Source organism: Pseudomonas parasichuanensis (assembly GCF_021601385.1).
In the GTDB taxonomy this organism is placed as follows: Bacteria; Pseudomonadota; Gammaproteobacteria; order Pseudomonadales; family Pseudomonadaceae; genus Aquipseudomonas; species Aquipseudomonas parasichuanensis.
Map to the genome: position 1 here is coordinate 1 of NZ_BQHO01000046.1, position 18,615 is coordinate 18,615.

General features: G+C 58.7%; 17 protein-coding genes. 8 read left to right on the top strand and 9 right to left on the bottom strand.

The window, feature by feature from the left end:
• Window positions 1-568 precede the first annotated feature (568 nt).
• From L6D77_RS24960 to L6D77_RS24975, 5 genes are all read right to left on the bottom strand, one after another.
• Entirely contained in the window at window positions 569-901 is a 333-nt protein-coding gene (locus L6D77_RS24960; RefSeq protein ID WP_198754087.1) for a YegP family protein, read from the bottom strand.
• 290 nt (window positions 902-1,191) lie between these two features.
• Window positions 1,192-1,752 carry a helix-turn-helix domain-containing protein gene (locus L6D77_RS24965; RefSeq protein WP_232884328.1) on the bottom strand — a complete coding sequence of 187 codons (561 nt, stop codon included), beginning with the start codon at window positions 1,750-1,752 and terminating at the stop codon, window positions 1,192-1,194.
• 23 nt (window positions 1,753-1,775) lie between these two features.
• The gene (locus L6D77_RS24970) at window positions 1,776-2,861 is read right to left on the bottom strand and encodes an ATP-binding protein (RefSeq protein ID WP_232884327.1); all 1,086 of its coding nucleotides are present in this window, start codon (window positions 2,859-2,861) and stop codon (window positions 1,776-1,778) included.
• 126 nt (window positions 2,862-2,987) lie between these two features.
• Entirely contained in the window at window positions 2,988-3,434 is a 447-nt protein-coding gene (locus L6D77_RS27625; protein WP_373870638.1) for an antitoxin Xre/MbcA/ParS toxin-binding domain-containing protein, read from the bottom strand.
• Window positions 3,435-3,446: 12 nt separating this feature from the next.
• Entirely contained in the window at window positions 3,447-4,103 is a 657-nt protein-coding gene (locus L6D77_RS24975) for a hypothetical protein (RefSeq protein WP_232885455.1), read from the bottom strand.
• 54 nt (window positions 4,104-4,157) lie between these two features.
• Here L6D77_RS24975 and L6D77_RS24980 point away from each other — a divergent pair, with 54 nt between their 5' ends.
• On the top strand, window positions 4,158-4,658 hold the full coding sequence (locus L6D77_RS24980; protein WP_232885456.1) for a M48 family metallopeptidase: 501 nt from the start codon (window positions 4,158-4,160) through the stop codon (window positions 4,656-4,658).
• A 153-nt stretch (window positions 4,659-4,811) separates the two neighbouring features.
• On the opposite strand, the gene gyrB is transcribed toward L6D77_RS24980, so the two are convergent.
• From gyrB to dnaA, 4 genes are read right to left on the bottom strand one after another with little or no spacing between them, the layout of a single operon-like run.
• Window positions 4,812-7,232 (bottom strand): DNA topoisomerase (ATP-hydrolyzing) subunit B, encoded by a 2,421-nt coding sequence (gene gyrB / locus L6D77_RS24985; protein ID WP_232885457.1) that lies wholly within the window; start codon window positions 7,230-7,232, stop codon window positions 4,812-4,814.
• A 4-nt stretch (window positions 7,233-7,236) separates the two neighbouring features.
• Window positions 7,237-8,340: a DNA replication/repair protein RecF gene (gene recF, locus L6D77_RS24990; protein WP_232885458.1), complete on the bottom strand. Its 1,104-nt coding sequence runs from the start codon at window positions 8,338-8,340 to the stop codon at window positions 7,237-7,239.
• 15 nt (window positions 8,341-8,355) lie between these two features.
• Window positions 8,356-9,459: a DNA polymerase III subunit beta gene (gene dnaN / locus L6D77_RS24995; RefSeq protein WP_232885459.1), complete on the bottom strand. Its 1,104-nt coding sequence runs from the start codon at window positions 9,457-9,459 to the stop codon at window positions 8,356-8,358.
• Window positions 9,460-9,499: 40 nt separating this feature from the next.
• Complete coding sequence (dnaA, locus tag L6D77_RS25000) at window positions 9,500-11,032, bottom strand: chromosomal replication initiator protein DnaA (RefSeq protein ID WP_232885460.1); 1,533 nt, start codon at window positions 11,030-11,032, stop codon at window positions 9,500-9,502.
• Window positions 11,033-11,616: 584 nt separating this feature from the next.
• Here dnaA and rpmH point away from each other — a divergent pair.
• The 7 genes from rpmH to rsmG all read left to right on the top strand — a co-directional run bounded on the left by rpmH (window position 11,617) and on the right by rsmG (window position 18,612).
• The gene (rpmH, locus tag L6D77_RS25005; protein ID WP_003253163.1) at window positions 11,617-11,751 is read left to right on the top strand and encodes a 50S ribosomal protein L34; all 135 of its coding nucleotides are present in this window, start codon (window positions 11,617-11,619) and stop codon (window positions 11,749-11,751) included.
• 13 nt (window positions 11,752-11,764) lie between these two features.
• On the top strand, window positions 11,765-12,169 hold the full coding sequence (gene rnpA, locus L6D77_RS25010; RefSeq protein ID WP_110994058.1) for a ribonuclease P protein component: 405 nt from the start codon (window positions 11,765-11,767) through the stop codon (window positions 12,167-12,169).
• Window positions 12,162-12,407 carry a membrane protein insertion efficiency factor YidD gene (gene yidD, locus L6D77_RS25015; protein WP_101322785.1) on the top strand — a complete coding sequence of 82 codons (246 nt, stop codon included), beginning with the start codon at window positions 12,162-12,164 and terminating at the stop codon, window positions 12,405-12,407. Before rnpA ends, yidD begins: the two co-directional genes overlap by 8 nt.
• Before the next feature lie 2 nt (window positions 12,408-12,409).
• Window positions 12,410-14,092 (top strand): membrane protein insertase YidC, encoded by a 1,683-nt coding sequence (gene yidC, locus L6D77_RS25020; RefSeq protein WP_232885461.1) that lies wholly within the window; start codon window positions 12,410-12,412, stop codon window positions 14,090-14,092.
• 90 nt (window positions 14,093-14,182) lie between these two features.
• The gene (gene mnmE / locus L6D77_RS25025; RefSeq protein ID WP_232885462.1) at window positions 14,183-15,553 is read left to right on the top strand and encodes a tRNA uridine-5-carboxymethylaminomethyl(34) synthesis GTPase MnmE; all 1,371 of its coding nucleotides are present in this window, start codon (window positions 14,183-14,185) and stop codon (window positions 15,551-15,553) included.
• 519 nt (window positions 15,554-16,072) lie between these two features.
• On the top strand, window positions 16,073-17,965 hold the full coding sequence (gene mnmG / locus L6D77_RS25030; RefSeq protein WP_232885463.1) for a tRNA uridine-5-carboxymethylaminomethyl(34) synthesis enzyme MnmG: 1,893 nt from the start codon (window positions 16,073-16,075) through the stop codon (window positions 17,963-17,965).
• A complete protein-coding gene (gene rsmG / locus L6D77_RS25035; protein ID WP_232885464.1) occupies window positions 17,962-18,612 on the top strand; it encodes a 16S rRNA (guanine(527)-N(7))-methyltransferase RsmG in 651 nt (216 codons plus the stop codon). The genes mnmG and rsmG overlap by 4 nt, the downstream gene beginning before the upstream one ends.
• Window positions 18,613-18,615: the final 3 nt, after the last annotated feature.

Consider the following 18,615-nt stretch of genomic DNA (forward strand, 5'->3'; position numbering starts at 1 on the left):
GCTACGCAACCCAGGTGATCACATTCTCCTAGACCTCCGGTATGGGGCAGCTGAGCAACTGAACGGGGACCTCGGCTCCACCCTTCTCCTGTGCCCCCGAGGTCCCCGCTCAGTTGCTCAGCTGCCCCATACCGGAGGTCTAGGAGAATGTGATCACCTGGGTTGCGTAGCATGTCCTTATCATCGCCGCCCCCTTCACCTTGTTCCGACTCAGGCGCGGCGAGCGCACAATCCAGGTGGGGACGTGCACGAAAATGTGGACCTTGTCCGCTCCGTGCCTCTTTCACGAAAATGGCCCGGGTACCGCATTTGATGCAGATGAGATGACGACGCTTGATGGCTATTTCGGATACTGGGAGCTTTGCAAATTTCACCGCAGAATACTCGAAGCCATCTTGAGTACACTTTGCTACGTCCATCGTGATGCCCCTAGCTTGACACTTGAAGAGCCCGTTTGGGCTCACGGCTTTGTAAAGTAGGTCCTATTTGCATGTGCTTGCGCACGCGCCTTCCCACTACTACAGAAATCAGCCCCCGCAGCGCGAGGGCTTTGTGCGAGCATTAGGGATCAGGTGAGGTCGACCACCGGAGCAGTGGGGCCATACGCCTTCACTGCCGTAATACCGCCATCGCGGGACTGAGCAGTGGTATAGGTTTCACTCTTTCCGATCACCTGCCCATTGCTGGCATGAAGGGTGAAATAGTATTGGCTGTTCACCGACGTCAGCTTTTTGTAGTTGCTGTCATAAGGCGAGTTGACCCGCACGGATTGGATACCATTCTGGCAGTTCGCCTTGGTGGTATAGCCTTCGCTGGCTAAGATCTTCTCGCCGTTCGGGGCCTTTAGACGGAAGTAGTACTGACGGTCCGTTCCCATGAAAATTTCGTATTTGGCGCTCATGTTAAGGCTCTCCTATTTCTCTTTCCGAACGCCTTTGAAAGGCGTCTTATCCGAGGTTTTTACGTCCATGAACTGACCCGTCTCGGTGTCACGCTTGACCCAGTGGCCAGACGGGGTTTGAGTTTGAGAGCGTCGGCGCACCGCACCATTGCGATGCCCATCACCACTTGGAGGGTTAGTAGCCATATCGGTCACCATTCTGCTTTATTGATCCAGTTTAACCAGGGTGTGTAGAAATCCCTTGGAGTCGGAGCAAACATTACGCCACGATTCTGGATTTGTAAAGCCGTTTAATCAGAATTACCGATGGCGAGGTAAACGTACTCGATGCCACCCGATTCGGCCGCCTCTTCAGCCCTAAGGATGTACCCCTGGTCCTTGAGCTTTTTCAGCTTGGTGCTGGCATTGGGAACCGAGATCTCCAGCATTTCCGCTACGCGCGCTGCCGTAACTGAGCGCTGTGACAGCACACACTCCAACAGCTCTCGATTGGAAGGGCTAATTTCTGGGCCAATAACGTCATAGCGATCATCCGCCCAGACAGTCAGGGGAATCTCTTTTGCCTGGGCCGCATAGTTCCAGTTGTCGAGCAGATCTCGGCTCTTCACGTCCTTGAGGTAGAAGCCACGCTCGCCCTTGAAAAGCTTAGCCACGGCAACGACGCTTTCCCTCGGAAAGGATGCATCAGTCGCCTCAATGCCAGAAAGGGAGATCCCAAATGTGGAGATCTCTGGGTGCGAGTGAACAAATTCGAGAAGCTTCGCAAAAGCGGCCTTACCCTGAACGTTGCCGAAGGGATGGTCGTCTTCAGTGAAGTCGATTAGGTTGACAGAGATAGATTTCTGATTCATTTGCTCAGTTTAACGAGAGAGCCTTAGCTGTCAATGAAGAAGTCGAAGCAGATATGCGTTCCCAAAATGGTCGGCATATTCACGCGCGAGACGCTCCTGTTGAACTGACCATCGCTATAAACCATTGTCAGCTCGAAATTTTTCTGCCTTACGGTGACGGTTGCATTGAAGCCAGCCGCCACATCGCCACTGCGTTTCAAGCCGAGACCACGGCCGTCATCCTCAGAGCTGGAGATGCGCCCCTGCTTGAAAACATGCAATACCAACTCTGGCCCAGCCTCAGGCTTTGAGAAGTCGAGCTGCCGAAAAAGTTCATGGTATTTATGCTCCAGCACGGGTTGTAGGCTGCCTACAATGCCAATCCCGCTGTCAGAAATCACTGTCTGGATTTTCTTACCCTTCGGGTAGTACTGGAGCGCTGCAAAGCCCGGAATTTCAGACTTCGCATGATCCCTCACGTTTCCGAATAGCTCCGAGATGAACGTAAATGCGGATTGTGAATAGCGCTCTCCAGCACAATTCACTAGGCTGTTTTTCAAGCGTTTGGGGATCGATTCGTCAGGGATTTGGTGGTCAATGGATGCAAGCTCGACCACCCCTTGGTTGTTACCACGGTAGGCTACAGCTCCGGAATGAGCAGGACGCTGCGGAATCACGTCCACTTTTCCAGCCAAGTGGTCAAAAAAGCCCAATCGATTGAAATAGGTCAGGGTCGCTCTGCACGCGCTGAAGTCAATCGAGGTGACCTTACCAACCATCACGAGCTGATTGCACAGCGCTAGAAGCCTAGCTGCGGCGTCGACCATGATTTTGCAGCCTTTAGGGACGACAAACTCAACCTCAGAACAGTTTTCATCTAGAGGCGAACCGGTGGCTTCGAGCACATCTTCAAACGATGTGGCTCCAACCCAGGCCTCTTCTTCGAGCACAACCGTCAGCTTGGTCCCGGCAGTCAACGACCAGCGTTGCTCATCATCATGGATAAAGGTTTCAGGGTTTTTGTAGAGAAGGGAGTTAACGACCCCTTTCTCCACACCCAGCTGCCGTGCAATTTCCCTTCCTTTCGCTCCCGGATTCAACCTGAGAAAGCGTACGATTTCAGCAATCATCGAAGCAAAAAACCACCTGATTTCCTTGGCTAAGCCTGGTTCCTCGGGACGACACGCTATCGCCCTAACCAAGCCACTGTCCCTCATTGGCGGTCTTTCAAGAAGAGCATCCGAAGGGCTTGCGTGTTAGATGGCAATACCATGGCCTATCTGACCGATTAGATCCAGCACTACGCGCGATTCAACCTCGGTGAGTAAGCAATCGAGCGGCCGCCGGTCCTTGAGCGCCCATTGAGGTGTGATGAGCCAGTGGCGAGCAAGCCCCCAGTCCCCGCCAAACAGAGCCTGCGCAGCATGGAGTACTCGTGCGGTTCGGATGAGCCGGTCGCTTTGCATAGACGACCACCGACCACACTGACGTGCTCGGTGAAGCGCGTAGGCCGATAGCCCGGTGATGGCCGCCAGTGTCTGCACAGAAAACCCAGAGATGCTCGCCATTCTGGAAAGAACTGCATACTCAAGACCCTGCTGCACACACTGGTACAGTTCCGCACCGTGGGCGGGTATCCCAATGTCGCTCCAATAGATTGGCGCTGCCGGGGCAGGTGGGCAGTAACTTTTAAGCTCCACCACGTGTGACCTCTTTCAGTAGGGAATCTGAATCACCTGATCCAAAAGGACATCAGGTGCTACGACCAAGGGGTCCAGCCAGTCGGCCTTAGCCCTTGCCCAGCGGAGATAATCCAGCTGAGTATCGCTGGGACCGTCACCACACGAGTAGCTGGCCTGCTCGACAGCATCTACATAGGCACGAATCAGTTGCGCCTCTTGCCAGCGCTGCGCGGCCGCCCTGAGTGCAGTTAGCTTATGTTGTTCTGCGTCCTGGAGTTCTTTTTGCGCCAATGCATGAAGACGCTGAGTTTCACGTAGTGCCTCGGCCTCGGCCCGCTCCTCACGGTACTGGAGGAGAACCAACGCTCGCTTGGCCATCAGCATGACAAGCTTGTTGAGCTGGTCTTCGACATGTTGCCTAGTGCTGTCCCGAATACAGCCGCCATACCCGCTATCACTTTTTACCTCAAGGCGCCCCGAGGGAGTGAAGGTGTAACGCGGCCAGTAACTCCAACGTCCATGTGCCTTCGCAGCTTTCTCATCCTCCGTAGGTACATAGTCTGAGCGTACGGTGGGTTCTACGATGCTCAAGGTCAGTCGCACGCCGAACATCTCAACTTCCACGTGCCGATTGCCCTCCACCAACCGATAACCACGTACCTCCAAAGCACGAATCAGTGCATTAGCCAAGCGCAGAGCCCGCGCTCGTTGCCCCGTAGAGACTGCAATCTCGATTCCTTTTCCGTGTGGCACCGAAAGGCCGCGCTCGTTTTGCCGGGTTTTCTGAAAGGCATTCCGGGTAGCGGCAACCAACGGATGCCAGCGGACCACAAGATCCCGCACGATTATGCGGTTATGTTCGTGCGCACAGATACCACTATCGAACGCCGTGAGCAGATGCTTCAGGACTTCTACCGTGCCGAATTGAAACGTCTGATGCCGGAGATGCTGGAGAAATGGCAGCCGAAGTTAGGAGTTGAAGCGCGCGCTTGGGGCATCAAGCGAATGAAGACGAAGTGGGGCACCTGCAACATTGAAGCCCGCCGTATCTGGCTCAACCTGGAGCTGGCCAAGAAGCCTGTGCAGTGTCTGGAGTACATCCTGGTACATGAGTTGGCTCACTTACATGAGCGGCACCACAATGACCGCTTTATCAGCCTTCTAGATCAACATCTACCTCAATGGAAGCTGCTGAAAGACCAGCTCAACAGTAGCGTTCTTGCTGACGAGCGCTGGAATCACTAGCTAGTTCGATAAGCCTATGTTTACAAAAGAAAAACCCCGGAATTCCGGGGTTTTCTCTGCCAAGGCACGACATTTACAGTGCCCACTTCTGTCGCTAAGTCCCTGATTTGTCGAAGTGAGCACATGACATCAAATGTGCCTACCGACACTGGATCAGAAGTCCAGGTTGGACACCGACAGCGCGTTGCTTTCAATGAACTCACGGCGCGGCTCGACCGCATCCCCCATCAGGGTGTTGAACAACTGGTCAGCGGCGATCGCATCTTCAATGGTCACCTTGAGCATACGGCGCACGGTTGGGTCCATGGTGGTTTCCCACAGCTGGTCAGGGTTCATCTCGCCCAGCCCTTTGTATCGCTGGATGGTGTGACGCTTGGTGCTTTCATTCATCAGCCAGTCGAGCGCTTCCTTGAACTCGGTGACCGCCTTACGACGCTCGCCACGCTGAACGTAAGCACCTTCACCCAGCAGGGTACCGAGGTTTTCGCCGAGGGCGACGACGCTGCGGTAGTCATTGCTGCCGAAGAAATCACGGTTGAAGGTGACGTAGCTGGCCAAGCCGTGGGAGGTGGTTTCAACCACTGGCAGCCAGATGTTACGTTCCTTGTCTTCGTGCAAGTCAGCCTTGTAGGCCAAGCCGGAACGCTGGCTGTTGTCCAGGCGTTGCTGGAATGCTTTCAACCAATCATCCATAACCGCCTTGTCCGCCAGTTGCTCGAGGCTGACTTTAGGCAGGTAAATGAAGTGCTCGGTCAGCTCTTCCGGGTACAGGCGCGACAGACGCTTGAGGGTCTTCATCACTGCGCGGAATTCGTTCACCAGCCCTTCGAGCTGTACACCCGATACGGCAGGCGCCGATTCGTCCAGGTGCAGGCTGGCGTCTTCCAGGGCCGATTGGGTCATGTACTCTTCCATGGCCTCGTCGTCCTTGATGTACTGCTCCTGCTTGCCTTTCTTGACCTTGTACAGCGGTGGCTGGGCGATATAGATGTAGCCACGCTCGACCAGCTCCGGCAACTGACGGAAGAAGAAGGTCAGCAGCAGGGTACGGATGTGCGAACCGTCGACGTCAGCATCGGTCATGATGATGATGTTGTGATAACGCAGCTTGTCGATGTTGTACTCTTCGCGGCCGATGCCACAGCCCAGGGCAGTGATCAGCGTGCCCACTTCCTGGGACGAGATCATCTTGTCGAAACGCGCTTTCTCGACGTTGAGGATTTTACCCTTCAGCGGCAGGATCGCCTGGGTACGACGGTTGCGACCTTGCTTGGCCGAACCACCTGCGGAGTCACCCTCCACCAGGTACAGTTCGGAAAGGGCAGGGTCCTTCTCCTGGCAGTCGGCCAGTTTGCCTGGCAGGCCGGCGATGTCCAGCGCGCCTTTGCGGCGGGTCATCTCACGGGCCTTGCGTGCGGCTTCACGGGCACGGGCAGCGTCAATCATCTTGCCGACAACGGCCTTGGCCTCGTTGGGGTTTTCCAACAGGAAGTCGGCGAAGTACTTGTTCATCTCCTGCTCCACGGCGGTTTTCACCTCCGAGGAAACCAACTTGTCCTTGGTCTGCGAGCTGAACTTTGGGTCCGGGACCTTGACCGAAATGATCGCGGTCAGGCCTTCACGGGCGTCGTCACCGGTGGTGGCGACCTTGTTTTTCTTGGCCAGGCCTTCCTGCTCGATGTAGCTGTTGAGGCTACGGGTGAGCGAGGAACGGAAGCCGACCAGGTGGGTACCACCGTCGCGCTGCGGGATGTTGTTGGTGAAGCACAGCAGGTTTTCGTTGAAGCTGTCGTTCCACTGCAAGGCGACTTCGACACCGACACCATCGTCACGCTGGACGTTGAAGTGGAAGACCTGGGAGTTGACCGGAGTCTTGTTGGTGTTCAGGTATTCAACGAACGCGCGCAGGCCACCTTCGTATTTGAAGAACTCTTCCTTGCCGCTGCGTTCATCCTTGAGCAGGATGCCAACGCCGGAGTTCAGGAAGGACAGTTCGCGGATACGCTTGGCGAGGATGTCCCAGCTGAAGTGGATGTTCTTGAAGGTTTCAGCCGAAGGCTTGAAGTGGATATGGGTACCGGTGGTTTCGCTTTCACCGACGATGGCCATCGGCGCCTGTGGTACACCATGAACGTAGGTCTGCTCCCAGATCTTGCCGCTACGGCGAACGGTGAGTACCAGCTTCTCCGACAATGCGTTCACCACGGAAACACCTACGCCGTGCAGACCGCCGGATACCTTGTAGGAGTTGTCGTCGAACTTACCGCCGGCGTGCAGCACGGTCATGATGACTTCGGCTGCCGATACGCCTTCTTCTTTATGCACGTCGACCGGAATACCGCGGCCGTTGTCACGGACGCTGATGGATTCGTCGGTGTGAATGATGACGGTGATGTCATCGCAGTGCCCGGCCAGGGCCTCGTCGATGGAGTTGTCGACCACCTCGAACACCATGTGGTGGAGGCCGCTGCCGTCATCGGTGTCGCCAATGTACATGCCGGGACGCTTGCGTACGGCATCCAGCCCTTTCAGCACTTTAATGCTGGAGGAGTCGTACGTTTGATTTTCGCTCATGCCTTCACTCCCGATGGTCGTGGGTCTGGGTGATACGGCCCTGTTCCACGTGGAACAAAGCGACTGGCGTTTCCGTTTGCCAGCCTTCCCTCAGAAATTCGTGGTCTACACAGGTGATGAATACCTGGCAGTTCAATTCTTCAAGCAAGCGGCACAGGGCGCGGCGGTGCTGTTCGTCCAGCTCGGACGGCAAGTCATCCACCAGATAAATACACTGACCGCGACGAACCTGGCTTACCAGATGGCCCTGGGCAATTCGCAGGGCGCAGACAACCAGCTTCTGCTGCCCTCGCGAAAGAATGTCGGCCGCGTTGTTTGCACCTAATCGAAGGCGCAGATCAGCACGCTGTGGCCCGGCCTGGGTATGGCCCATCTGCTGATCACGAAGGAGAGAGGTAGCGAGGACTTCGCTGAGTTCCCGGTCCTTGTCCCAGCCTCGGTAGTAGCTCAGGGTCAGCCCTTCCAGCTCGACCAGTTCGCTCAGGGTTCGCTCGAAGACGGGCTTCAAGGCCTTGATGTAATTGCGACGGTATTCATCTATCTCCGCACTGGCGAGACACAACTCCCGATCCCAGGCGGCTTGCGAAACGGCGTCAAGTGTACCATGCCGCAGCCATGAGTTCCGCTGCCGCAAGGCCTTCTGCAGGCGTTGCCAGGTGGCCATGAAGCGTGGTTCCACGTGGAACACGCCCCAGTCGAGGAACTGCCGGCGTACCTTGGGAGCGCCTTCGAGCAGCCTGAAACTGTCGGGGTTGATCAGCTGCAGGGGCAGCATTTCGGCGAGCTGCGCAGCACTGCGTGCGTTCTGCCCATCAATACGGATAGTGAAATCACCCTGACGTTCGCGGGAAACCCCCAGGTTGCTTGTGCCGCCTTCCGCCAGTTCTACCTGGCCAAACACCGTACAGGTGGGCTGTTCGTATTGAATGACCGGGTTCAACCGCGTACTACGGAACGAGCGCGCGAGCCCAAGCAAGTGCACGGCTTCGAGCACGCTGGTTTTGCCGCTGCCATTGGCGCCGTACAGGATGTTGATGCGGGGGGAGGGTGAGAGGGTCACCGGGTGCAGATTGCGCACCGCGGTGACCGAAAGACGTAGAAGGGACATTTCGCCTGCTACAAATTACAGACGCATCGGCATGACAACGTAGGACGAGTCATCATTGCCGGCTTCCTGCACCAGGGCACTGCTGTTGGAGTCCGACAGAATCAGGCGGACCTGTTCTGTAGTCATGACACCCAGCACGTCCAGCAGGTAGCTGACGTTGAAACCGATCTCCAGAGAGCTGCCGTTGTAGTCGACGCTGATCTCTTCTTCCGCTTCTTCCTGCTCCGGGTTGTTGGCCTGGATCTTCAATTGGCCAGCCGCCAATTGCAGGCGAATACCACGGTACTTCTCGTTCGACAGGATCGCGGTACGGCTGAACGCCTCACGCAGGGCCTGACGATCGCCGACCACCAGTTTGTCGCCGCCTTTCGGCAACACGCGCTCGTAGTCCGGGAACTTGCCGTCGACCAGTTTGGAGGTGAAGGTGAACTCACCGGTGGTCGCGCGAATGTGGTGCTGGCCAAGGACGATGCTGACCATGCCTTCCGGGTCGGTGAGCAGGCGGGCCAGCTCAAGGATACCTTTGCGCGGCACGATGACCTGGTGGCGGTCGGCCTGGCCGATCGGCGCTTGCATGGCGCACAGGGCCAGGCGGTGACCATCGGTGGCTACCGCGCGCAGGGTGTCGGTGGACACTTCCAGCAGCATGCCGTTGAGGTAGTAGCGCACATCCTGCTGGGCCATGGCGAAGCTGGTGCGCTCGATGAGGCGGCGCAGCTTGCTCTGTTCCAGGTTGCAGGTCAGCGAGCCCGGGCCTTCTTCCACGGTCGGGAAGTCATTGGCGGGCAGCGTGGACAGGGTGAAGCGGCTGCGGCCGGCCTTGACCAGCAGCTTCTGCTCGTCGACCTTGATGTCGATCAGCACGTCGCTGGGCAGGCTCTTGCAGATGTCCATCAGCTTGCGCGCCGGGACAGTGATCTCGCCCGGCTCGGCAGGCTCTTCCAGCTGAACGCGGCCAACCAGTTCGACTTCCAGGTCGGTACCGGTCAACGACAGCTGCTGGCCTTGTACGACCAGCAGGACGTTGGACAGGACCGGCAAGGTCTGGCGGCGCTCGACGACGCCGGCGACCAGTTGCAGGGGTTTCAACAGGGCTTCGCGTTGAATGGTGAAATGCATGGTCTAGTCCCTTGCCTTCAATTAGCTACGCAGACGACCATCAGGTCGTCAGTGTGCGCAGCAGGTTCTTGTAGTCCTCGCGGATGTCCGCGTCGGATTCCTTCAATTCGTTGATCTTGCGGCAGGCGTGCAGCACGGTGGTATGGTCGCGGCCGCCAAACATGTCGCCGATTTCCGGCAAGCTGTGGTTGGTCAGCTCCTTCGACAGGGCCATGGCCACCTGGCGCGGGCGCGCTACAGAGCGCGAACGGCGCTTGGACAGCAGATCAGAGATTTTGATCTTGTAGTACTCGGCCACGGTGCGCTGGATGTTATCCACACTCACCAGCTTGTCCTGCAGCGCCAGCAGATCCTTGAGCGATTCGCGAATGAGCTCGATGGTGATGTCGCGGCCCATGAAGTGCGAGTGAGCGATCACCCGCTTCAAGGCACCTTCAAGTTCACGTACGTTGGAACGGATGCGCTGGGCGATGAAGAACGCGGCATCGTGCGGCAGCTCGACCTTGGCCTGGTCGGCCTTCTTCATCAGGATCGCCACGCGGGTTTCCAACTCCGGCGGCTCCACAGCCACCGTCAGGCCCCAACCGAAGCGCGACTTGAGGCGCTCTTCCAGGCCTTCGATTTCCTTCGGGTAGCGGTCGCTGGTGAGGATCACCTGCTGGCCGCCCTCGAGCAGGGCGTTGAAGGTGTGGAAAAACTCTTCCTGCGAACGCTCCTTGCGGGCGAAGAACTGGATGTCGTCGATCAGCAGCGCGTCGACCGAGCGGTAGAAGCGTTTGAATTCGTTGATCGCGTTCAGCTGCAGGGCCTTGACCATGTCGGCGACGAAGCGTTCGGAATGCAGGTAGACAACCTTGGCATTCGGGTTCTTCTTGAGCAGGTGGTTACCCACAGCGTGCATCAAGTGCGTCTTACCCAGGCCGACACCACCATACAGGAACAGTGGGTTGTAGCCGTGCTTGGGGTTGTCCGCGACCTGCCAGGCAGCCGCACGGGCCAACTGGTTCGACTTACCTTCCACGAAAGTTTCGAAGGTGAAGGTGCGGTTCAGGTAGCTGGTGTGCTTGAGCGCGCCTTCGACCTGCACTGTGCGTTGCTCGGTGCGGCCGGTTGCTGCGGGCGCCGAACTGGGCTCAGCCATGCTGTCAAAACTGCTGCGCGAAGCCGATTCTTCGATGCCGCTGGTAACTGGCTCGAGCACCGGCTCCATGACCGGTTCGCTCGGCAGCACGATCTGTGCAACTGGCTGGGCCTGAGCCTGCTGGGCCAGGGTAGCGGCGACGGCAGCGCTGACCGGCGCATTCGGAGCAGTGCGCGCAGCAGAACTGCGACGGCTACCTATTAATAAGGAAAGCGCTGGCGCGATGCCGTTGCCGTGTTCGCCCAACAGCTCGAGCAGACGACCCAGGTACTTTTCATTGACCCAATCGAGCACGAAGCGGTTGGGCGCGTAGACGCGCAACTCGTCGCCTTCGGCTTCGACCTGTAGCGGACGGATCCAGGTGTTGAATTGCTGGGCAGGCAGTTCATCGCGCAGAAGCTCCACGCACTGCTGCCAAAGTTCCACTGACACGGATATCCCCTGAGTTGAAAGCCGGATGAGGCAAAACAAACCGCCATTGTACCGGGCGGGCGGTCAGTTATCCACATATCAGGCCCTATGCAGGCCCGGTGAATAAGCCAAAATCCGACCAAAACAGCATCTTGCGGTGTGAGTAAGCCCTGTGGATAACGCTACATGAGGGCTATGCACAACCCTGAGTCCTGGCCTGTGGATAATTCACCTGTGGATAAATAGCGTTTTGCTGCACAGGTTTTACGCAGGCCCGGCACAGAGAAGGCACCTGTTACAGACAAGGTTTCAAATCTCTGTACAGCTTGAAAATAGTGGGCTGCATCGTGTTATCCACAGAAGGTTATCCACTTAAGATCTATAAGTTCTTCAGAAAAGCTTTTTATATGCCTTTCTTATTTTTTTCATTCTGAGCGTTGGTAGGTAGCCCTTCCCGTGGCCCGGCCAGACCGCTGACCACTGGGCACCCTTCATAAGGAATGGCTGGTTGGAAATTGACCTATGGGCTTGCTTTCTCTAGAATCGCCGATCTCTTAAAAAGGGGGCCCTTCCGGCCCGTTGTCGACCAACCCAGGTAACACGCCATGAAACGTACTTTCCAACCAAGCACCATCAAGCGCGCACGCACCCACGGTTTCCGTGCCCGTATGGCCACCAAGAACGGCCGCGCCGTTCTGTCGCGTCGTCGTGCCAAAGGCCGTAAGCGTCTGGCCATTTGATTTTTCGGCACAGGTGGTGAGTCAGGACTTCAGTCGGGAAAAGCGACTGCTTACACCCCGGCACTTCAAAGCGGTCTTCGACTCCCCAACCGGCAAGGTTCCAGGGAAAAACCTGCTCATCCTTGCCCGCGAGAACGGCCTCGATCACCCACGCCTCGGCCTGGTGATCGGCAAAAAGAGCGTCAAGCTCGCCGTTCAACGCAATCGCCTGAAACGCCTGATGCGCGATTCGTTCCGCCTGAACCAGCAGCTGTTGGCGGGTTTGGATATCGTGATCGTCGCGCGCAAGGGGTTGGGCGAAGTGGAAAACCCAGAATTGCACCAACACTTTGGCAAGCTCTGGAAGCGACTGGCTCGCAGTCGGCCCTCTCCAGCGGTCAACGCCAATCCCGCAGGGGTAGACAGTCACAATGCGTAAACTGGCCCTCGTTCCGATCCAGTTCTACCGTTACGCCATCAGTCCCCTGATGGCCAGTCACTGTCGTTTCTATCCCAGCTGTTCCTGTTACGCATACGAAGCCATCGAAAACCATGGCCTCTTGCGTGGTGGGTGGCTGGCCGTTCGTCGCCTGGGGCGTTGTAATCCGTGGAACGACGGCGGTTTCGATCCCGTTCCACCAGCTCCTTCCTCCCGAACTTCTTCGATAGCCGAGTAATCATGGATATTAAACGCACGATCCTGATCGTCGCCCTGGCAATCGTGTCCTACGTCATGGTCCTCAAATGGAACCAGGACTACGGCCAGGCTGCCCTGCCGACTCAGAATACTGCTGCCAGCACTGCTGCCCCGGCCCTGCCGGATACCGTCCCGGCCGGAACCGCCGGCGCCAGCGCCGATGTGCCGAGCGCCAATGCTGAATCCAGCCCTGCGGAACTTGCTCCGGTTGCAGTCAGCAAGGACCTGATCCGCGTCAAGACCGACGTCCTGGACCTGGCTATCGACCCGGTCGGTGGTGACATCGTCCAGCTGACCCTGCCGAAATACCCACGTCGTCAGGACCATCCGGACATTCCGTTCCAGCTGTTCGACAACGGTGGCGAGCGTGTCTACCTGGCGCAAAGCGGCCTGACCGGCGCCAACGGCCCGGATGCCCGTGCCACGGGTCGCCCGCTGTATGCCGCAGAGCAGAAGAGCTTCCAGCTGGCCGACGGCCAGGATCAACTGGTGGTCGACCTGAAGTTCAGCGAAAACGGCGTCAACTACATCAAGCGCTTCAGCCTCAAGCGCGGTGAGTACGACCTGACCGTCAGCTACCTGATCGACAACCAGAGCGGCCAGGCGTGGAACGGCAACCTGTTCGCCCAGCTCAAGCGCGACGCCAGCGGCGACCCGTCGTCGAGCACTGCCACCGGTACCGCTACCTACCTGGGCGCCGCCCTGTGGACAGCTGCCGAGCCCTACAAGAAAGTGTCGATGAAAGACATCGACAAGGGCAGTTTGAAAGAAAATGTGACCGGCGGCTGGGTAGCCTGGCTGCAGCACTACTTCGTGACCGCCTGGATCCCGAGCAAGGGCGACAACAACGCCGTCCAGACCCGCAAGGACAGCCAGGGCAACTACATCATCGGTTACACCGGCCCGGCACTCAGCGTTCCTGCTGGCGGCAAGGTCGAAACCAGCGCCATGCTGTACGCCGGCCCGAAGATCCAGTCCAAGCTCAAAGAGTTGTCCCCAGGCCTGGAACTGACCGTCGACTACGGCTTCCTGTGGTTCATCGCCCAGCCGATCTTCTGGCTGCTGCAACATATCCACAGCCTGCTGGGTAACTGGGGCTGGTCGATCATCGTCCTGACCATGCTCATCAAAGGCCTGTTCTTCCCGCTGTCGGCTGCCAGCTATCGCTCGATGGCGCGCATGCGTGCCGTGGCGCCGAAGCTTGCCGCACTGAAGGAACGCTTCGGTGACGATCGCCAGAAGATGTCCCAGGCGATGATGGAGCTGTACAAGAAAGAGAAGATCAACCCGCTGGGCGGCTGCCTGCCGATCCTGGTGCAGATGCCGGTGTTCCTGGCCCTGTACTGGGTACTGCTGGAAAGTGTCGAGATGCGCCAGGCGCCGTGGCTGCTGTGGATCACCGACCTGTCGATCAAGGATCCGTTCTTCATCCTGCCGATCATCATGGGCGCGACCATGTTCATCCAGCAGCGCCTGAACCCGACGCCGCCGGATCCGATGCAGGCCAAGGTGATGAAAATGATGCCGATCATCTTCACCTTCTTCTTCCTGTGGTTCCCGGCCGGCCTGGTGCTGTACTGGGTTGTGAACAACTGCCTGTCGATCAGCCAGCAGTGGTACATCACTCGCCGTATCGAGGCCGCGACCAAAAACGCAGCCGCTTGACAGGCCGCTACGCTAGCCTGTGAATAAAAACGCCCCCTCGTGGGGCGTTTTTGCTATCTGTCTTTCGAATTCGTTGTAGAGGCTTCGAGCATGAACACTGTGCGTGAAACCATTGCCGCCATCGCCACCGCCCAGGGCCGCGGCGGTGTCGGTATCGTCCGTTTGTCCGGCCCACTGGCCAGCCAGGCCGGACACACCATCACCGGCCGCAGCCTGACCCCGCGCCACGCCCACTACGGCCCGTTCCGCGATGCCGATGGCCTGGTGCTGGACGAAGGCATCGCGCTGTTCTTCCCCGGGCCGAATTCGTTCACCGGTGAAGATGTGTTGGAACTGCAGGGCCACGGTGGCCCCGTGGTGATGGACATGCTGCTGCAGCGCTGTCTCCAGTTGGGCTGCCGTCTGGCCCGCCCGGGCGAGTTCAGCGAGCGTGCGTTCCTCAATGACAAGCTCGACCTGGCCCAGGCCGAGGCCATTGCCGACCTGATCGAGGCGAGCTCTACCCAGGCCGCGCGCAATGCCTTGCGCTCGCTGCAGGGGGCGTTCTCCAAGCGTGTGCATGGGCTGACCGAGGCGCTGATTGCCTTGCGCATCTACGTTGAAGCCGCCATCGACTTCCCGGAAGAGGAAATCGACTTCCTCGCCGACGGCCATGTGTTGCGCATGCTCGATGATGTGCGCACCGAGTTGTCCACAGTGCAGCGCGAAGCCGGGCAGGGCGCCTTGCTGCGCGATGGCATGACCGTGGTCATCGCTGGCCGGCCGAACGCCGGCAAGTCCAGCCTGCTCAACCAGCTGGCGGGCCGTGAAGCGGCGATCGTCACCGATATCGCCGGTACTACCCGGGACATCCTGCGTGAACATATCCACATCGACGGCATGCCGCTGCACGTGGTCGACACTGCCGGCCTGCGCGATACCGATGACCATGTGGAAAAGATCGGTGTGGAGCGGGCGCTGAAGGCCATCAACGAGGCGGATCGGGTGCTTTTGGTGGTCGACTCCACGGCCCCTGAAGCCAGCGATCCTTTTGCCCTGTGGCCAGAATTCCTCGACCAGCGACCGGACCCGGCCAAGGTCACGCTGATCCGCAACAAGGCTGACCTCAGTGGCGAGCAGGTTGGCCTTGAGCTGAGTGACGACGGGCATGCAACCATCACCCTGAGCGCCAATGACACCGACATGGGCCTGGACTTGCTGCGTGATCATCTCAAGGCCTGCATGGGCTACGAACAGACCGCGGAAAGCAGCTTCAGTGCGCGCCGTCGCCACCTGGAAGCACTGCGCCAGGCCGGTAGCCATCTTGAGCACGGTCGTGCACAGCTGACCCTTGCCGGCGCGGGTGAGTTGCTGGCCGAAGACCTGCGTCAGGCTCAGCAAGCCCTGGGTGAAATCACCGGGGCCTTCAGCTCGGACGATCTGCTGGGGCGAATCTTCTCCAGCTTCTGCATCGGCAAGTAATCCCTTCCCGGCTCCCCCTGCAAGCGCTGCCTGGCGCTTGTTGCGGGGGACCCTGTGGTAATTCCCCCTCCTGATCCCTCGCTATACGACCGTTCGTCGCCTGAAATTTTCATCAACAGGCAGGGCGACGCTCGCCTGTACTCTGTGGAAAACTCGCCTTCAGCTCCGTTGATAACCGCGCTTTTTTGTTGAGGAAAATGCGGCCTGTGGGTAACAGCCACTTTCATCCACAGGTTAAACAACCTTGTCCAGACCCCACAGGGCTACTTAGGCCCAGGGTTATGAATCGCTGTACATCACGTAGTTAGCGGGCTAAAGGCAGTTATCAACAGGCAGGTAGGGCCCTAAACATAAACATAAAAACAAAGCTTTTATAAATTTTTCTTCTTTGATTTCTATTGCCTGCCACTCATCCACAGCCTGGTCAAAATTTGCTCAGACGGTTTCTTTGAAGGGGGGGAAGTCCCTATACTTGTCCGCTTACCTTCTCTATTCGTAAAAACAGGCACGAGGTGCGTGGTGGATTTCCCTTCCCGTTTTGAAGTGATCGTCATCGGCGGCGGCCATGCCGGTACCGAGGCTGCGCTTGCGTCTGCACGCATGGGTGTGAAAACCCTGCTGTTGACCCATAACGTGGAAACCCTCGGTCACATGAGCTGCAACCCGGCCATCGGTGGCATCGGTAAAAGCCACCTGGTCAAAGAGATCGACGCGCTCGGCGGCGCCATGGCGCTGGCCACCGACAAGAGCGGCATCCAGTTCCGTATCCTGAACAACCGCAAGGGCCCGGCCGTCCGCGCCACACGGGCACAGGCCGACCGCGCCATCTACAAGGCGGTGGTGCGCGAAATCCTGGAAAACCAGCCGAACCTGTGGATATTCCAGCAGTCCTGCGACGACCTGATCGTCGAACAGGACCAGGTGAAGGGCGTGGTCACGCAAATGGGCCTGCGTTTCTTCGCCGAGAGCGTGGTACTGACCACCGGCACCTTCCTCGGCGGACTTATCCACATCGGCCTGCAGAACCATTCCGGCGGTCGCGCCGGCGACCCGCCTTCGATTGCCCTGGCCCACCGCATGCGTGAACTGCCGCTGCGCGTCGGCCGGCTGAAAACCGGCACACCGCCGCGCATCGATGGCCGTTCCGTGGATTTCTCGGTGATGACCGAGCAACCTGGCGACACGCCGATCCCGGTAATGTCGTTCATGGGCAACGCGCAGATGCACCCACGCCAGGTGAGCTGCTGGATTACCCACACCAACGCGCGCACCCACGAGATCATTGCCTCGAACCTCGACCGTTCGCCGATGTACTCGGGTGTGATCGAAGGCATCGGCCCGCGCTATTGCCCGTCGATCGAAGACAAGATCCACCGCTTCGCCGACAAGGAAAGCCACCAGGTGTTCATCGAGCCGGAAGGCCTGACCACCCATGAGCTGTACCCCAACGGCATCTCGACTTCGCTGCCATTCGACGTACAGCTGGAGCTGGTCCGCTCGATCCGCGGCATGGAAAACGCCCACATCGTTCGCCCGGGCTACGCCATCGAGTACGACTACTTCGACCCGCGCGACCTCAAGTACAGCCTCGAGACCAAGGTCATCGGCGGCCTGTTCTTCGCGGGGCAGATCAACGGCACCACCGGTTACGAAGAAGCCGGCGCCCAGGGCCTGCTGGCCGGGACCAACGCCGCGCTGCGCGCGCAGGGCCGAGAAAGCTGGTGCCCGCGCCGTGACGAGGCCTACATCGGCGTACTGGTCGACGACCTGATCACCCTGGGTACGCAAGAGCCCTACCGCATGTTCACCTCGCGCGCCGAATACCGGCTGATCCTGCGCGAAGACAACGCCGACCTGCGCCTGACCGAGAAAGGCCGCGAGCTGGGTTTGATCGACGACGAGCGCTGGGCCGCCTTCAGCGCCAAGCGCGAAGGTATCGAGCGCGAAGAGCAGCGCCTGAAGAGCACTTGGGTACGCCCGGGCACGCCACAAGGGCAGGCCATTGTGGATAAGTTCTCTACCCCACTGAACCACGAATACAGCCTGCTCAACCTGCTGGCCCGTCCGGAAGTCGACTACGCTGGCCTGATCGAAGCGACCGGCGGCGAAGTGATCGATCCACAGGTTGCCGAGCAGGTCGAGATCAAGACCAAGTACGCAGGCTACATCGACCGCCAACAGGACGAGATCGCCCGCCTGCGCGCCAGCGAAGACACCCGCCTGCCTGTGGATATCGACTACACCTCGATTTCCGGCCTGTCCAAGGAGATCCAGGGCAAGCTTGGCGAAACCCGTCCAGAGACGCTTGGCCAGGCTTCGCGTATCCCGGGTGTCACGCCCGCGGCGATTTCCCTGTTGCTGATTCACTTGAAAAAACGCGGCGCAGGCCGCGAATTGGAGCAAAGCGCTTGAGTTCCCTGGTCACCCCGCAACACGCCGAAGAGTTGTCCACAGGTGCGCGCCAGCTCGGTGTCGAGCTGAGCGCGCAGCAGCACGAACTGCTGCTGGGCTACCTGGCCCTGTTGATCAAATGGAACAAGGCCTACAACCTGACCGCCGTGCGCGATCCGGACGAGATGGTGTCGCGCCACCTGCTCGACAGCCTCAGCGTCATGCCGTTTATCCACAAGGACACCCAGCGCTGGCTGGATGTCGGCAGCGGCGGCGGCATGCCCGGTATCCCCTTGGCTATCCTGCACCCGCACAAGCAGGTGACGGTGCTCGACAGCAACGGCAAGAAGACCCGTTTCCTGACCCAGGTGAAAATGGAGCTGAAACTGGACAACCTCACTGTTATCCACAGCCGGGTCGAAGAGGTCCAGCCCGAGCAGCCGTTCTGCGGGATCATCTCGCGCGCTTTCAGCAGCATGGAAAATTTCACCAACTGGACCCGCCACCTGGGTGACGCCCGCACGCAATGGCTTGCAATGAAAGGGCTGCATCCTGCCGATGAACTGGTAGCATTGCCCGCAGACTTCACAGTGGAAAGCGAGCAGGCCCTGACCGTTCCAGGTTGCCAGGGCCAGCGCCATCTGCTGATACTGCGCCGCAAGGCATGACTG

What these genes read in the sequence shown, in the direction of transcription:
- L6D77_RS24960 (WP_198754087.1), bottom strand. Translation starts at nt 901, where the DNA reads ATGAGCGCCAAATACGAAATTTTCATGGGAACGGACCGTCAGTACTAC.
- L6D77_RS24965 (WP_232884328.1), bottom strand. Translation starts at nt 1,752, where the DNA reads ATGAATCAGAAATCTATCTCTGTCAACCTAATCGACTTCACTGAAGAC.
- L6D77_RS24970 (WP_232884327.1), bottom strand. Translation starts at nt 2,861, where the DNA reads ATGATTGCTGAAATCGTACGCTTTCTCAGGTTGAATCCGGGAGCGAAA.
- gyrB (WP_232885457.1), bottom strand. Translation starts at nt 7,232, where the DNA reads ATGAGCGAAAATCAAACGTACGACTCCTCCAGCATTAAAGTGCTGAAA.
- recF (WP_232885458.1), bottom strand. Translation starts at nt 8,340, where the DNA reads ATGTCCCTTCTACGTCTTTCGGTCACCGCGGTGCGCAATCTGCACCCG.
- dnaN (WP_232885459.1), bottom strand. Translation starts at nt 9,459, where the DNA reads ATGCATTTCACCATTCAACGCGAAGCCCTGTTGAAACCCCTGCAACTG.
- rpmH (WP_003253163.1), top strand. Translation starts at nt 11,617, where the DNA reads ATGAAACGTACTTTCCAACCAAGCACCATCAAGCGCGCACGCACCCAC.
- yidD (WP_101322785.1), top strand. Translation starts at nt 12,162, where the DNA reads ATGCGTAAACTGGCCCTCGTTCCGATCCAGTTCTACCGTTACGCCATC.
- yidC (WP_232885461.1), top strand. Translation starts at nt 12,410, where the DNA reads ATGGATATTAAACGCACGATCCTGATCGTCGCCCTGGCAATCGTGTCC.
- mnmE (WP_232885462.1), top strand. Translation starts at nt 14,183, where the DNA reads ATGAACACTGTGCGTGAAACCATTGCCGCCATCGCCACCGCCCAGGGC.